This window comes from Peribacillus sp. Aquil_B1 (assembly GCF_022603275.1).
Lineage (GTDB): Bacteria > Bacillota > Bacilli > Bacillales > DSM-1321 > Peribacillus.
This window is the reverse complement of the sequence record NZ_JAKXEE010000006.1, coordinates 135,514-150,569: the sequence shown is the minus strand read 5'-3', so window position 1 is coordinate 150,569 and position 15,056 is coordinate 135,514. Positions and strand designations below refer to the sequence as shown.

Genomic DNA, 15,056 nt, shown 5'->3' with positions numbered 1-15,056 from the left:
AGGGGTACTGCCAACATTTTAACGAAAACATACGCTAAGACAATATTTGGAACATAAAAGCCGAATTTCCCTACGCTAAGGGAAATTCGGCTTTAGTTATTTTCATTGACGGTAAAGACTGTAAACTAGTTTTACTTATGGAGTCGAACTTGTATTCACCAAGAAAATTAATATGTTCCCATGCTAGAGGTGATACATGAGGTAACAAATCTTCATCTAATTCCCCATTTTGTTTTAAATGATTAATGGCTTCTGTGAGATAAACTGTATTCCAAAGACTAATAGCATTAATTAAGGACGACCCAAGAAGTTTAATAAAAAGCAGATTGAGCATGCACTAGAACTACTTAACACTCATTCCTATAAAGAAGTCTATGAAAAAACTGACATTAGTAAAAGGGGTACTGCCAACATTTTAACGAAAACATACGCTAAGACAATATTTGGAACATAAAAGCCGAATTTCCCTACGCTAAGGGAAATTCGGCTTTAGTTATTTTCATTGACGGTAAAGACTGTAAACTAGTTTTACTTATGGAGTCGAACTTGTATTCACCAAGAAAATTAATATGTTCCCATGCTAGAGGTGATACATGAGGTAACAAATCTTCATCTAATTCCCCATTTTGTTTTAAATGATTAATGGCTTCTGTGAGATAAACTGTATTCCAAAGACTAATAGCATTAATTAAGGACGACCCAAGAAGTTTAATAAAAAGCAGATTGAGCATGCACTAGAACTACTTAACACTCATTCCTATAAAGAAGTCTATGAAAAAACTGACATTAGTAAAAGTACATTGATTCGTGCGAAAAAAGTCCGCAATATATGAGGGTACTGCTGCTGCGTGCCGGATCCCCGGAAACCGGAACCGGCAGGTAATGGCCGGCCATCGAAAGGAAAGTGGCCAGGTTTAAAAGAAGAATAAGTCCCACGATAAAATGCTGCAGCTGCGCCGGATCCCGGTGCAACAAAAAAACCACTTACCAGTAAGTGGTTTTTTATAATATTTGGCTAAAAGTAGGGATTTAAATATATTACTTATTAGTTAGTCCATTGTAGGTATCCAGATGCTAGTGTAACACCGGTCACTGAACCATTATAAGTAAGGGTTCCCTCAAGTCTACCACCATATGTACCAGTAGGAATCGGTGGGGTCAAACTGCCTGACATGGTAGTAATGTGATACCTCTGGTTTGATCCTTGAGTTAAATGTGTAACACTTAACCATCCGTTAAATCCATTACCTTTATACGGAGGATTAACATGTACTTTCCAATTAATTTTCTTAGGACTCTTAGTTACCCATACATCTACATATCCAACATTACTAGCTGCAGCTGCCACAGATTTAGATTCCTTAGAAGAATCCTTCGAGGAGTCCCCATTTGAACCCTCAACCTTTTCAATAGGCACCTGAATATGTAAATTTTCCTGATCACCATCAGGTACAGTATTGCCCTGTTCAGCACTTGCCAAACTAGGAATTAAGGCAAACACAAACACTAGGGTAAAGAATAAAGCCAGCTTTCTTAAAAAAGTCATTTTTTGTTTACATCTCCTTTTTATTTTTTATCTATGATAATGTAATTATCATCTATGTAATTATTGGACAAAGTTTGTAAGTATAAGTAGACTATTAGTTAAAATTGGAAGTAAAAAAACACATAACAACTATTATGGTTAATAAAACCTAATTTTACACTTAGTTACTAATCTTGTATAGCCGAATTTATAAATATTAGGAGGAACTATTCATGAAAATTGTTACATTTGAAGAAAATATTGAAAAAATGAAAACATTATACAAAATGTCAGATGATGTAATAAATAAGATTTTCTATACTAATCACAAAATGTATCACACTCATCCAATAGAAATGAGTGCCTTTTTAACAGCTGTTGATTTTGATGAAGAACAAAGATTATGTAGTATTATAGAAGGATTGCATAGAGACATAGGATTAAGTTATGAGACGTTGGCTGCATATTGTGAAATAACTACGGAAGAGTTGGAAGAATTCTTGAGAAATCAAGAATCCTTAACCGATAAGAAAAAGTTTATAATAGCTGTTAGAATAATGTTTCTGCATCATGTTTTGAAAGAAAAATATCCGACTGAGGGTACTGTCGATGAGTAAATATTGTTATTTCTACAGGTGTACCCTAAGCAGTTAAAAAAATCATAAAAAGTTATCCAGATTATCTATTTAAAAATTTAAAAAAGCGTTAGATAAACAAAACCCGAACCGACAGTCGAAACACGACCGTCGGTTTTTTGTGATTGGGGTACAGCCAACTTTTTAACGAAAACATACATTAAGACAATATTTGGAACATAAAAGCCGAATTTCCCTACGCTAAGGGAAATTCGGCTTTAGTTATTTTCATTGACGGTAAAGACTGTAAACTAGTTTTACTTATGGAGTCAAACTTGTATTCACCAAGAAAATTAATATGTTCCCATGCTAGAGGTGATACATGAGGTAACAAATCTTCATCTAATTCCCCATTTTGTTTTAAATGATTAATGGCTTCTGTGAGATAAACTGTATTCCAAAGACTAATAGCATTAATTATAATGTTCAAAGCGCTTGCTCTTTGCAGTTGATCTTGTAATGATCGTTCTCGTAATTCCCCATGTTTTCCAAAGAAGATTGCCCTGGCTAAGGCATTCATAGCTTCTCCTTTATTTAGTCCCCGTTGTACACGCCGGCGCAGCGATTCATTTAAAATGTAATCCAGTATAAATATAGTTTTTTCTATTCTTCCGATTTCGCTAAGCGTCCTTGAGACCTTGTTCTGCCTTGCATACGATCCAAGTTTGCCCATAATAAGAGACCCAGAAACAGTTCCCTCCCTTATAGAATGTGCTAACCGTAATACATCATCAAAATTATCTCGAATGATCTTGGTGTTAATTTTCCCTCGAAAAAGAGTGTGTATTTCTTCGAAGTCTTCCATTATATCCATAGTGTATAGTTTGGAATCAGTTAAGTCACGGAGTCGTGGAGCAAAACGAAATCCTAGTAAATGACTCAGTCCAAATACTGAGTCTGTATAGCCAGCTGTGTCTGTAAAATGCTCTTCAATATTTAAATCTGTCTCATGATGAAGCAACCCATCAATGACGTGCACAGCATCCCGAGCATTGGTATTAATGACCTTAGTATAAAAGCTTGAAAATTGATCACTGGTGAATCTATAAATGGTAGCTCCTTTTCCAGAACCATAATGGGGATTTGCATCGGCATGTAAAGAAGAAACACCCACTTGTACACGCATTCCATCAGAGGATGATGTACTTCCGTCTCCCCAAAATGAAGATAAAGACATTTTATGATGGAAATTGACAAGGGTAGCTTGTGCTCGATTTAGAGCATCTTCATCCATTCGCCATTGAGCAACGTTTGCCATTTGTCGATAGGAGATCCCTGGTGTTGCTTCTGCCATTTTCGTGAGTCCAATATTTGTCCCCATACCCATTAATGCTGCCAGTATCATCGGTTTTTCTTCTGGATGCGGAGGTTTTCCAGTAGACGTGTGAATGAATTCCTTATCAAATCCTGTCCAATTGGAGACTTCCATCAGTAAATTCGTTAACTTTATGCGTGGAATCATACGATAAAGGGATGCACTGAATGGTCGGGCTTTTTCCGGAACATCTTTTTCAAGCCTGTGGATGTGAAGTTTGCCGTTAGCGAAATTAACTCCCTCTAAATCATGAATATTTTCTTTTATGAGTTGAAGGCGTTTTAATAAAGAATTTCTTCGTTCTTCAAGATAATGGTCTACAGACAAATTAACCGCAAGCCTTGTTGCGCCCGTTGTAGAGGCACCATCCCATTCTTTTTTAGAAACTAGATAATCCTCAAAATCTTTGTGTTGTCGACTCCCAACAATGGAAATATCCCCTGACCTTACATGGTTACGCAGCTCGGTTAATGCTGCCATTTCATAGTAATGCCGATTAATGGTTCCATCTTCTTCGTACACATGCTTTTGCCACCGATTAGATACAAAATCCAAAGGAGCACCTTCTGGTATTTTTCGTTTATTAGATTCATTCATTTCACGAATGGTATCTAATGCTTTCATTAATGGCTGTGTAGATTTGGTCGAACGGAATTCAAGTGCCTTTAATAGAGTCGGTGTATATTTCCGAAGATAAAAAAAGCGATTCTCTAAGAGGTCTAAATAATCATAATTCGCCGGTCTAGATAAATCCTTAGCTTCCTCAATGGAAGTAATAAACTTTTCCCATGGCATGATGGTTTCTAAGGTTGTAAAAGGATCCAACCCTTCTTCGCGTGCTTTTATAAGAGCTTCACCTAAGCGAGCATAATGGATGACCTTCTCATTCACTGATTTCCCATTTTTCTTTTGTAGCTCCTCTTGAGCTCTACGCCCTTTCGCTTGAAGAGTCATGATTTGTCTGTCGTGAATTTCAAATGCTTGATCAATTAAGTCTTGGCTCAAATGGAGTAAATAAGCTACTAATATCGCATATCTTTTTTCTTTGATGAATCGCCGGAAGGAATGGGGTTCATATCTAGCACCTATTTTAGATAGTTGTCTCAAACGGTTGGGGTGTATGGTCTCAGTTGTTACATTAAGTTGAAGCATTTTAATGTATTCTAATCGCTCAATCACTTTTAAAAAGGCATCTGGAGATGATTGTCCTGGAATCTCTCTTAACCATGATAAGTATGTTTTCCCACTGTTATCAGGCATTGGTGATAGTAATCGATCCAGTTTTTCAAGTTGAAATGACGTTAGTGAGGAGTTGAAGTGTTTAAAAATTTGTTGTTCCGTTCGTTTACGAGTTTCCCAAACTACTCTTTCAATGGTGGCCATACCAGGTAGAATGATTTTCCATTTTCGCAATATCTGGATTGCAGTCTGGATAAGGTGAATAGGATTTCCATTAGCCATAGCATCATCGAACAGAAGTCTAGAAAGTTGGCGATATTCTGAAGTTGTAAACGTTCGATACCCATACTCTTTACGGATTTCTACCAAATGTTCATATTTCGTTGCTACTCGTTTTGAGTACATTGTAAACTCATTTGGCTCCACTTTAATTTGTTTGGCGATATAGGAAATGGCTTTTGAAGGAACTTCATCCATATCAGATAACGTCCATCCTGAAAATCGGATAATGCAAAGTTGTACCGCAAAACCCAAACGATTATAGTCTCTTCTATGGCGAAGAGTGACATCCAAATCATGTTGGCTAAGTGTGAAATATGTACCTAATGTCCATTCATCTAATTCGTTAGGAATCGACATATACGTTTTACGTTCCTCTAAAGTTAGTAATTCTCTTACTCGGGCGTACATAATATAAGAGCTCCTTTCTTAAGAAAAAGTGGTTATTCCGAATGATACATAACTATCTTTTGTATCATTCGGAATAAAGTGAAACTCCTTGGTAAATAAGGGTTTTCAAAGGTTTTTTTAACGGTCGTATTTTTGCCCAGCTTTTGAATCATACATAATATATAATAATATACGTTAAGGATCATAGTTTTGGAGGGATCATTTTGGAATATGTTCAACCCATTCGGGACCGAAAACAAATCAACGCGATTAAGAAAATCTTAAAATCGACTAATATTAGAGACTACTGTCTTTTTAATGTAGGAATTAATTCAGGACTCAGGATTAGTGATTTACTCCAATTAAGAATTGTTGATGTAATCGACGAAAAACGTAATATTAAGGACCGCATTTCCCTTCGGGAACTAAAAACGGGAAAAATCAAGGATTTCCCTATCGGGGATACATCCAAAAAAGCGATCAGGGAGTATTTGATGACAAGAAATTATGAAGAGAATGAACCTTTATTTCGTTCCAGGAAAGGGAAAGAAGCATTAAAGCGACAACAAGCCTATCGTATTATTAATGAGGCAGCAAGAGCCGTTGGAAATAAAGAGAAAATTGGAACTCATACGCTAAGAAAAACCTTTGGCTATCATGCTTATCAATCGGGTGTCGACCTCTCAATTCTTCAAAAATTGTTTAATCATTCCGCACCAAGCGTTACCTTGGCCTATATTGGCATGACACAGGATGATCTCGATAACGTGTATTTAAATTTAAATCTATGAAAGAGGAAGCGCGCTACTTATAGCCTGTGCGTGATTGACCTTTGAAAGGATGAATTACGTGGATATTGAACAAAAGTTATTCGAAACTGTTACTGATCTAATAAAAAGAAGATATTCTGAAGGCTGGGGTGGAGCCGCAGCAGTTTGCTTAGAGGACGGTACAATTCTTACCAGTATAGCACCTGAGGTAATTAATGATTCCACAAATCTATGCATGGAAACAGGATCAATACTAGAAGCTCATAAGATGAACAAAAAAGTAACACATTTCAATTTGTATAGTTCGTGATGATGAGAATTCTGAGTTTAAAGTTTTGTCTCCTTGCGGAATATGCCAAGAAAGACTTTTTTACTGGGGACCAAACGTTAAAGTAGCAGTTAGTTTACCAGGAAAAGATTTAGTTTTTAAAACTTTAGCAGAAGTACAACCATATCATTGGTCAGCAGCCTACAAACTGTTTAATGAATAATGCCCACGAAAAATAATTATGAGTTACTGTTTTTTTACAAAGCCTATTCTTCCTTAGCGTAAGGGAAATAGGCTTTTATAATCCATATTTTGTCTTAGCGTATATTTTCGTTAAAATGTTGGCGGTACCCCATCCTTAAGGACAATTGCTTTTAGGTTGCCATTAAGGCAACCAGTGGTGTGATTTTCAATACATTACGTTTTACCCTTGCCGGCCCCATTTATAAAGCTATTAAGGGTTAACAAGTATCATTTCTTGAATTTCTATACTCTTTTTCACATAAAGCTCTGGCGTGTTTTCCTCTGGGATACCTTCCAGCATTAATGCAGATTTTGCCTGTTGAAATGCTTTATAAACAGAGTATCCAAAACCTATTGCTGAATAAAATTGTGCTGCAAAAATGCGTGCTGCATCATCCCCAATTGTTGTATTCATTCCAATTGCTGCATCTACATGTTCTATAAGGGACTCTGCTTGTCCATATGAGAAACATGTATTGAAAAATACTAATCTAATATCATCTGATGTAGACACCATCGTTTGAACAATCGCCTCTTTGGCAATAAGTTTTGTTTTCCCAGAGTTATCTTGAAAAACAAGTTCGTCTTCATCAGATCCATGCCCACTAAAGTGTATAATGGTTGGATTAATTTCATTGATAGCTTGTAGAATATCCAGTGGTCTCGCTGCCCATTTAGTTACGAAAAAAACTGAATCTCTATATTCAGATTTTCTTATCATTAACTCAATTTCCCTTGCTTCCTCATCTAAACGGAGTTGTTGTTGGTCAAGGGGATTAGAAGCTATAAATAAAACTGTTATCTTTTCAGGGACCTTTCTTAAATCAGCAATTTCTTTTTGCGTCTGTATATGAAGTGAATCGTGTTTAGCTATAGAGCTCTGCAAATCTTTCATATGTTTTTGAGTCTCTTTTTTTCTCTTGGCTTCAATTTGCTCTCTTTTTTTAAATTCTTTTGTTTCTTCATTTTGTATTTTTTTCTCTTCACTAGCTATTTCTTTCGATTTACTTGCTATTTTATTTTCTAGGATTGCTATTTTTTTATTACACGTAGCCAATTTATTGCTGTATCGTTCAATATCTCTAAGTTTTGAGCGTATAATAGATTCGCTTTTTGTACGTGAAATACTATTTTTAGCTGCAATAATTTTTTTTTCACTATCTGATGCCTTTTTTATTTCACTAGCTTTATCAGATTGTAAGTTTGATAATTCCTTTTTCTTTCTAGCAACATTATTTCTGTATGGGGTAGCGTCAGGAAAATGCGGATTTACAACGATAAGGAATTTCCAATATAAAAAGCCTGATTTCCCATCACCTAAATTGAGAAATTAGGCTCTTTTTTCGTTACTCCATAAACAGCATTCTATTACTGAATATGTAATTTACTTCGGGATAACAGGGACCCAGAGTTCGTGTCTTGGTTTATGCTTCGGACCGTAATAACATTCTATACACGGTAAATTTGCAAGTTCATACTCGGAGGTAGGGACCCACTCGGAATATAAACGTTTCCATGCATCCACTATGTTCGGAAAAACTGCCCATGTACTTGCGGGAATAATAAGCGTCTCCATATTTTCTGGGGATTCCCCATCGTATCTTACGCCCATGAAATAGGAAAATTGTTCATCTGTTATGGCAGCTTCTTTTCCGCAAACCCCCAGAAGGCTTTCAAGCGTGCATTTTGGATTTTCCCATGACATATCTACTAGTTCTTGCATAAATCCATCTTTTTTCGCAGTGTTCCAAAGCGTAGGGATTGTTTTAAATGCTCTGCTTGTTTTTACTGGCTTACTTTTTCCAACAATTCTTAATTCAAAATCAAGGTTTTCAATTCTGTACTCCATCTCGGTATCTCCTTTAATAGAAATTTGAAAGGAAATTCTGGGAAAGGCTTTTAACTGTACCCCTCTATTACGAGCATTTGAAGGGGTTACTCCATGCATTTTTTGAAAAGCACGTGAGAAAGTATCAGAAGAAACATAACCATATTTAATTGCCACATCAATGATCCGAATATCACTTTTTTGAATTTCAAATGCTGCGAGTGTTAACCGTCTACGTCTAATATATTCTGATAGCGATATACCTGAGATTGAAGAGAACATTCTTGAAAAATGAAACTCAGAACAATTAGCTGCTTTTGCAATCTCTTTGTAGTCTATTTCTTCATTCAAGCTATTTTCAATGTAGTTTAACGCATTGTTCATTCTTTCTAGCCAATCCATAAGTTTACTCCCTTTCAATATTTACTTTAAAACAAAATAGATAATAATTGCCGACATTTCATGCCTAAAAATGTTGGTATCAAAAAATAAACCTTTTGATAGAATCAGGACAAACTATTTGTTTCCTTCCGATAGCCTTCTATATAATGAAGCCCTAGACACATTAGTAATTTCGCAAATTTGATTTACAGTCATACCGCCTTCTTTATATAGTTTTACTGCATATTTCATTCCTGCGTGATTTTTATGATATTTCTTTAAACGACCCTTAAACTTCCCTTCTTTCTTAGCCAGCTCAATCCCTTCTCGTTGACGCATACGGATAAGATCTCGTTCTAATTGGTTCACACCAGCCATTACTGTAATTAAGAATTGGCTGTATGGATTATCCTCTGATAAATCTAGCCATGTATCCTTGAGTGATTTTAAGCTTGCCTTTTTCCTGCGTATTAAATCAATCAATTCAAATAAGTTCTGCGTACTCCGAGTGATCCGAGTTAAGTCTGTAACATAAATAATGTCTCCTTCCTGTAAATCCTCTAACATTTTTTGAAGTTGCTCGCGATCCTTTGCTGCCCCAGAAACTTTTTCTTCAAAAATAATATCCATACCGATTTCGTTTAATTGCTGAAATTGTCTTGAAGGATTTTGGCTAGTCGAACTGACACGTATATAACCGATTTTTCGCAAAATATCACCTCGTTTTTGAGACAAGTCTTATGAGACACTCTTAACTATGATTTTATCAGTCTACTACACTTGTATCAATAGAGTACACTCTATTGATATATAATTGAACTAATTAACTGAATAATTATGGAAATGGGATGATACTGAATGAAAATTGCGAGAGGTAGAGAATTGCTTACACTGGAACAGAGGCAGGATTTTATGCAAATCCCTGAAGATGAATGGATATTGGGGACCTACTTCACTTTTTCCAAACGGGATTTAGAAATAGTTAATAAGCGAAGGAGAGAAGAAAACCGTTTAGGGTTTGCTGTTCAATTAGCTGTTCTTCGGTATCCCGGTTGGCCATACACTCATATCAAAAGCATCCCGGAATCAGTCATACATTATATATCGAAACAAATCGGTGCCACTCCATCTTCGATTAGTCTTTATCCTCAAAGAGAAAATACACTTTGGGATCATTTGAAAGAACTTCGAAGTGAATACGACTTTGTAACTTTTACTCTAAGAGAATATCGAATAGCATTTAAGCATCTTCATCAATTAGCTTTTGAAAATGGCGATGCCATACATCTACTACATGAATGTATAGATTTTCTAAGAAAAAACAAAATCATACTGCCTGCTATTACTACACTTGAAAGAATGGTGTGGGAGGCAAGGGCAATGGCTGAAAAGAAACTGTTTAATACTGTTAGTCAATCTCTTACAAATGAACAAAAAGGAAAGCTTGAAGAGATCATTACTTCGCAGCATCCATCCGAATCCAATAAAACGATATTGGGTTGGTTAAAGGAACCGCCGGGTCATCCTTCACCCGAAACATTTCTAAAAGTAATAGAACGACTCGAATACATACGAGGAATGGAATTAGAAACGGTACAAATTAGTCATTTGCATCGCAATCGCCTGTTTCAACTATCTCGCTTAGGCTCAAGATATGAGCCATATGCATTCCGTGACTTTCAAGAAAATAAGCGATATTCGATATTAACCGTCTATTTATTACATCTTACTCAAGAGTTAACGGATAAAGCTTTTGAAATTCATGATAGACAAATACTTAGTCTGTTATCAAAAGGCCGTAAGGCTCAAGAGGAAATTCAGAAACAAAACGGTAAAAAGCTGAATGAGAAAGTTATACACTTTACGAACATCGGACAAGCTTTAATCAAAGCAAAAAAGGAAAAATTAGACGTTTTTGAGGTTTTAGAATCCGTTATCGAATGGAATTCTTTTGTCTCTTCGGTCGAAGAAGCTCAGGAGCTTGCACGTCCTGCCGACTATGACTATTTAGACTTACTGCAAAAACGATTTTATTCTCTTAGAAAATATACGCCAACCCTATTAAGGGTATTGGAATTTCATTCCACAAAGGCGAATGAGCCACTTTTACAAGCTGTAGAGATTATACGAGGAATGAACGAATCTGGGAAGCGAAAAGTACCTGATAACTCACCTTTGGATTTTATTTCAAAACGGTGGAAAAAGCATTTATACGAGGATGATGGTACAACAATCAATCGGCATTACTATGAAATGGCTGTTTTAACAGAACTTCGGGAGCATATTCGGGCTGGTGATGTTTCTATTGTGGGCAGTAGACAATATAGAGATTTTGAGGAATATTTGTTTTCCGAAGATACATGGAATCAAACGAAGGAGAATACAAGATTATCGGTTAGTTTATCATTCAAGGATTATATTACAGAGAGAACTAGCAGCCTTAATGGGAGGTTACAGTGGTTAGCTGCTAATTCCAACAAGTTAGATGGAGTTTCTCTTGAAAAAGGAAAGCTGTCACTTGCACGATTAGAAAAAGATGTTCCAGAAGAAGCAAAGAAATTTAGTGCAAGCCTGTATCAGATGCTACCAAGAATAAAATTAACTGATTTACTCATGGATGTGGCTCATATAACAGGATTTCATGAGCAATTCACTCATGCTTCCAATAATCGAAAACCAGATAAGGAAGAAACAATCATTATCATGGCTGCTCTTTTAGGAATGGGAATGAATATTGGCTTGAGCAAGATGGCCGAAGCCACACCTGGACTTACATATAAGCAATTAGCCAATGTATCTCAATGGCGCATGTATGAAGATGCAATGAATAAAGCCCAAGCCATTTTAGTAAACTTCCATCATAAATTACAGTTGTCCTCCTATTGGGGTGACGGTACAACATCCTCGTCAGATGGTATGAGAATGCAGCTAGGTGTTTCATCACTGCATGCAGATGCAAACCCTCATTACGGGACTGGAAAAGGAGCAACTATCTATCGTTTTACTAGTGATCAATTTTCTTCTTACTACACAAAGATTATTCATACAAATTCAAGAGATGCGATTCATGTTTTAGATGGATTGTTGCACCATGAGACGGATCTAAATATAGAAGAGCATTATACAGACACAGCTGGTTACACAGACCAAATATTCGGGCTGACTCATTTATTAGGATTTAAATTTGCTCCTAGAATAAGAGATTTATCAGACTCAAAATTATTTACAATAGATAAAGCAAGTGAATATCCAAAATTAGAAGCCATTTTACGTGGACAAATAAATACAAAGGTCATTAAAGAAAATTATGAGGATGTTTTGCGATTAGCTCATTCTATAAGAGAAGGAACAGTTTCAGCATCCCTTATTATGGGAAAACTAGGTTCCTATTCAAGACAAAACAGCTTGGCTACGGCCTTACGTGAGATGGGCCGAATAGAAAAAACGATCTTTATTTTGAATTATATATCGGATGAATCATTAAGAAGAAAAATACAAAGAGGATTGAATAAAGGCGAAGCCATGAATGGATTAGCAAGAGCTATTTTCTTTGGAAAGCAAGGTGAGCTTAGGGAACGAACCATACAGCATCAATTGCAAAGGGCCAGTGCTCTAAACATAATCATCAATGCCATCAGTATTTGGAATACTTTACATCTAACAAAAGCAGTTGAATATCAAAAACGGTCTGGTCGTTTTAATGAAGAATTATTGCACCATATGTCGCCTCTAGGTTGGGAACATATTAATTTACTAGGGGAATATCATTTTAATTTGGAGAAAGTGGTCTCGTTAGATTCTTTAAGACCATTGAAACTTTCTTAACGTTGTAAAAAATGGGGGAATCGTCCCGAAAATGTGCTTAGCGTTGTAAATCCGCATTTTCCTGACGGTACCCCTTTATAAGGTCATTCAAGAATTGAAACAAATAAAGCGGTTAAAAAAACAGGAAGTGGATGTATAAACAAAAATAGCCTTCAAGGCTAACCAATGCAGGCTTAAGCCTGCTTTATTTTTTTGCTAAGAAAGTATAAAACTTTGGTTAACCGCAGTTACTTATGTTTTATTTCTTCGCTAGTCTTCTTCTTTATATATATTCTAGATATAGTAACCAATACAATTGTTTGTATGAGTAATTTAAGCGTATTTATCGTATATCCATCTGTTTCTATGTATATTTCTTTTGTGTAAATAAGGCGAATTGCAAAAAAAATTCCACATATCATCAATATGTTGTCTTGTATTTCTAAGATTTTTCTAAGCTTATCCATACTTGTTCATACTCCTTTTTATAGTGAAGTATTAACATTTCCTTATATTGTTAATTTTATTCTTAAACTTACAAAAACGACTCAATCCGAATAATGGCTTTTGAAAATTCAATGACAGGTAGTATTTTTTTAAAGGGCAAAAAAAATCTCCACCTTTACCATTGATTTTTCAAATTTCTCGCTTTTTGGCTTCACTGACAAGCCGAGCAAACCCAAAAAGGAGGTGGTGGCACTCGGCTTGTTCTGGCACAGTATAAAGCGAGAAAGCGCCCAGCTTCCGAACGAAACAGCGTGCTTTGGCTTTGAGTAGATTCGCTAAAAACGACAGCCTTCACACCCCAAAAAGAAGGGGGGGAAGAGTAAAGAAGTACCCAAAAAATTAACCAAGTGGTTATTTTTTTTATGCCTAATTATTAATATTAATTTAACAATTTTATTAACATATGATTATTAATTAATTATAATAAGAATTATAAAAAAAGATAATTTTTTTGTTAAACTAATAATTAACAAATTTGTTAACAAAAAAATAAAAATGAAAATAATTATCCCTTTAAAAAAGGAATTAAAGTTTTATTAACGAATTGTTAAATCAGCTATTTTTTTTAAAAAAGGGGTGTTTATATGGCAAGAGTTTTTACTACTGTGATGAATAAGGGCGGTTGTCTTAAGACTTCCATAACAGCAAACTTATCTGCTCAGCTTTCTTTAAAAGGGTATAAAGTTCTCGTAATTGATCTAGATGAACAACAAAATGTTTTGCTTACTTTTCAAAAGAAAAAAGCAGAAAAAACTGTTACAGATTGGCTTATAAATGATGAAGATTTTGATGATGTGTTCGTTAATGTTTCGACTAATCTAGACATTGTAACTGGACCTGAATCTGGTTATTCATTAGAAAAAAATATTAGAGAAAAAAGAAAGCAAAACCCATTGTTAATTTTAAAAGAAAAAATTAATGAAATTGGAGATCGATATAACTTTATTTTCCTCGACACCCCACCGTCTCTTGGATTCCCTACAGGTTTAGGATTGGTTGCAGCAAATGAAATTCTGGTACCTTTCCAACCGGAAATGTATGGAGCAGCTGGTCTAATAAAAACCATTAAACAAGTAGAAGATTTAAGAAAGAGTTTAAATCCTGAAGCTAGAATTAAAAAAGTCATTCCGACGAAAGTTGATAAACGCTCTAAAAATCATAGACAAACGATTGAACAGTGTGAACAGTTTTTAAGTAAAAACGGACTTGAAATGTCTAAAGTGAAAATATGGGATACAAAGGACGGAATTAATAGTTTATTTGCGGAGAGTAGACCGCCTGTACTTTCTCGAAGACATAACAAATTAAAACAAGTATATTTTAAGTTAACAATGGAGGTTATTGAACAATGAGTAATTTATTTGAAGAAATGAACGAAGAAACACCCGTAATTAATGAAAAGGGTAACAAAAAAAATAAAGAAAAAATTAATATAAGTAACAATGAAAGTATTAAGTCAAAGGTTATAGAAAATGATAATGAAAATGTTAATTATTCTGTTAACAATCAAGTTAATGAAAATGTTAGTGAAATCAAAACAACTCGGTTTGTAGAAAGCCTTTTGCAAAAGAAAACAGCACAAGAAGAAAAAGTTTTAGTTGGTTTCAGACTAGATCAATCTGTCAGTGAAACCATCGATACAATAGTGAAAAAGAATAGGCTTAAAAAGTCTGAATTTGTAAACGATCTTTTAAGAAAAGCGTTAGGGTTATAAAAAAAATGTGGGGGGATGACACAGTTTGTAAGCCTCTGTGGTCGCTATCTTAGTAAGTATTTAATATGAAAATGTAGAGATAAATATATAACCCAATAAGCAGGTTAAATACTTGTTATCATTTTGATAAGGTTTTTTTGACACAAACTATGTAGTTAAATTAAAAAACATCTCAAAGACAATTGAAAATAAACCAATTACTCCATAGATAGCTAAAG

11 protein-coding genes and 4 pseudogenes are annotated in these 15,056 nt (G+C 35.2%); 8 read left to right on the top strand and 7 right to left on the bottom strand.

What is annotated here, in order from left to right; translation table 11 throughout:
• Positions 1-70 precede the first annotated feature (70 nt).
• Positions 71-295 (bottom strand): annotated as a pseudogene (locus tag MPH60_RS25515) (Tn3 family transposase); the annotation flags it as partial.
• A gap of 30 nt (positions 296-325) precedes the next feature.
• Here MPH60_RS25515 and MPH60_RS25510 point away from each other — a divergent pair.
• On the top strand, positions 326-454 hold the full coding sequence (locus MPH60_RS25510; protein ID WP_442957032.1) for a hypothetical protein: 129 nt from the start codon (positions 326-328) through the stop codon (positions 452-454).
• A gap of 13 nt (positions 455-467) precedes the next feature.
• Here the strand turns inward: MPH60_RS25510 and MPH60_RS25505 are convergent.
• Positions 468-692 (bottom strand): annotated as a pseudogene (locus tag MPH60_RS25505) (Tn3 family transposase); the annotation flags it as partial.
• Between MPH60_RS25505 and MPH60_RS25500 the strand changes: the two are divergent.
• Positions 693-833, top strand: a pseudogene (locus MPH60_RS25500) (recombinase family protein); the annotation flags it as partial.
• Between the two features lie 212 nt (positions 834-1,045).
• On the opposite strand, the gene MPH60_RS25495 reads toward MPH60_RS25500, so the two are convergent.
• Positions 1,046-1,546, bottom strand: coding sequence for a hypothetical protein (locus MPH60_RS25495; RefSeq protein WP_241594659.1), 501 nt, complete (start codon positions 1,544-1,546; stop codon positions 1,046-1,048).
• A gap of 212 nt (positions 1,547-1,758) precedes the next feature.
• On the opposite strand from MPH60_RS25495, the gene MPH60_RS25490 reads away from it, so the two are divergent.
• Positions 1,759-2,142, top strand: a complete 384-nt coding sequence (locus MPH60_RS25490; RefSeq protein WP_241594658.1) for an HTH domain-containing protein — start codon at positions 1,759-1,761, stop codon at positions 2,140-2,142.
• A 214-nt stretch (positions 2,143-2,356) separates the two neighbouring features.
• On the opposite strand, the gene MPH60_RS25485 is transcribed toward MPH60_RS25490, so the two are convergent.
• Positions 2,357-5,344 carry a Tn3 family transposase gene (locus MPH60_RS25485; RefSeq protein ID WP_241594657.1) on the bottom strand — a complete coding sequence of 996 codons (2,988 nt, stop codon included), beginning with the start codon at positions 5,342-5,344 and terminating at the stop codon, positions 2,357-2,359.
• Between the two features lie 203 nt (positions 5,345-5,547).
• Here MPH60_RS25485 and MPH60_RS25480 point away from each other — a divergent pair, with 203 nt between their 5' ends.
• The gene (locus MPH60_RS25480; protein WP_241594656.1) at positions 5,548-6,114 is read left to right on the top strand and encodes a site-specific integrase; all 567 of its coding nucleotides are present in this window, start codon (positions 5,548-5,550) and stop codon (positions 6,112-6,114) included.
• Between the two features lie 58 nt (positions 6,115-6,172).
• A pseudogene (locus MPH60_RS25475) lies at positions 6,173-6,584 on the top strand (cytidine deaminase).
• 231 nt (positions 6,585-6,815) lie between these two features.
• On the opposite strand, the gene MPH60_RS25470 reads toward MPH60_RS25475, so the two are convergent.
• The 3 genes from MPH60_RS25470 to MPH60_RS25460 all read right to left on the bottom strand — a co-directional run bounded on the left by MPH60_RS25470 (position 6,816) and on the right by MPH60_RS25460 (position 9,524).
• The gene (locus tag MPH60_RS25470; RefSeq protein WP_241594655.1) at positions 6,816-7,661 is read right to left on the bottom strand and encodes a CHAT domain-containing protein; all 846 of its coding nucleotides are present in this window, start codon (positions 7,659-7,661) and stop codon (positions 6,816-6,818) included.
• Between the two features lie 327 nt (positions 7,662-7,988).
• Positions 7,989-8,834 (bottom strand): AraC family transcriptional regulator, encoded by an 846-nt coding sequence (locus MPH60_RS25465; RefSeq protein WP_010731423.1) that lies wholly within the window; start codon positions 8,832-8,834, stop codon positions 7,989-7,991.
• Positions 8,835-8,948: 114 nt separating this feature from the next.
• Positions 8,949-9,524, bottom strand: coding sequence for a recombinase family protein (locus tag MPH60_RS25460; protein WP_041098603.1), 576 nt, complete (start codon positions 9,522-9,524; stop codon positions 8,949-8,951).
• 147 nt (positions 9,525-9,671) lie between these two features.
• On the opposite strand from MPH60_RS25460, the gene MPH60_RS25455 reads away from it, so the two are divergent.
• The 3 genes from MPH60_RS25455 (at position 9,672) to MPH60_RS25445 (ending at position 14,838) form a co-directional block, all read left to right on the top strand.
• Positions 9,672-12,638 carry a Tn3 family transposase gene (locus MPH60_RS25455; RefSeq protein WP_241594654.1) on the top strand — a complete coding sequence of 989 codons (2,967 nt, stop codon included), beginning with the start codon at positions 9,672-9,674 and terminating at the stop codon, positions 12,636-12,638.
• Between the two features lie 1,070 nt (positions 12,639-13,708).
• Positions 13,709-14,476 carry a ParA family protein gene (locus MPH60_RS25450; protein ID WP_241594653.1) on the top strand — a complete coding sequence of 256 codons (768 nt, stop codon included), beginning with the start codon at positions 13,709-13,711 and terminating at the stop codon, positions 14,474-14,476.
• The gene (locus tag MPH60_RS25445) at positions 14,473-14,838 is read left to right on the top strand and encodes a hypothetical protein (RefSeq protein ID WP_241594652.1); all 366 of its coding nucleotides are present in this window, start codon (positions 14,473-14,475) and stop codon (positions 14,836-14,838) included. The genes MPH60_RS25450 and MPH60_RS25445 overlap by 4 nt, the downstream gene beginning before the upstream one ends.
• The last annotated feature ends 218 nt before the right edge of the window (positions 14,839-15,056 follow it).

Excerpts from the sequence above, each read along its gene's own strand:
- MPH60_RS25495 (WP_241594659.1), bottom strand. The coding sequence starts at position 1,546 with ATGACTTTTTTAAGAAAGCTGGCTTTATTCTTTACCCTAGTGTTTGTG.
- MPH60_RS25485 (WP_241594657.1), bottom strand. The coding sequence starts at position 5,344 with ATGTACGCCCGAGTAAGAGAATTACTAACTTTAGAGGAACGTAAAACG.
- MPH60_RS25465 (WP_010731423.1), bottom strand. The coding sequence starts at position 8,834 with ATGGATTGGCTAGAAAGAATGAACAATGCGTTAAACTACATTGAAAAT.
- MPH60_RS25445 (WP_241594652.1), top strand. The coding sequence starts at position 14,473 with ATGAGTAATTTATTTGAAGAAATGAACGAAGAAACACCCGTAATTAAT.
- MPH60_RS25490 (WP_241594658.1), top strand. The coding sequence starts at position 1,759 with ATGAAAATTGTTACATTTGAAGAAAATATTGAAAAAATGAAAACATTA.
- MPH60_RS25455 (WP_241594654.1), top strand. The coding sequence starts at position 9,672 with ATGAAAATTGCGAGAGGTAGAGAATTGCTTACACTGGAACAGAGGCAG.
- MPH60_RS25450 (WP_241594653.1), top strand. The coding sequence starts at position 13,709 with ATGGCAAGAGTTTTTACTACTGTGATGAATAAGGGCGGTTGTCTTAAG.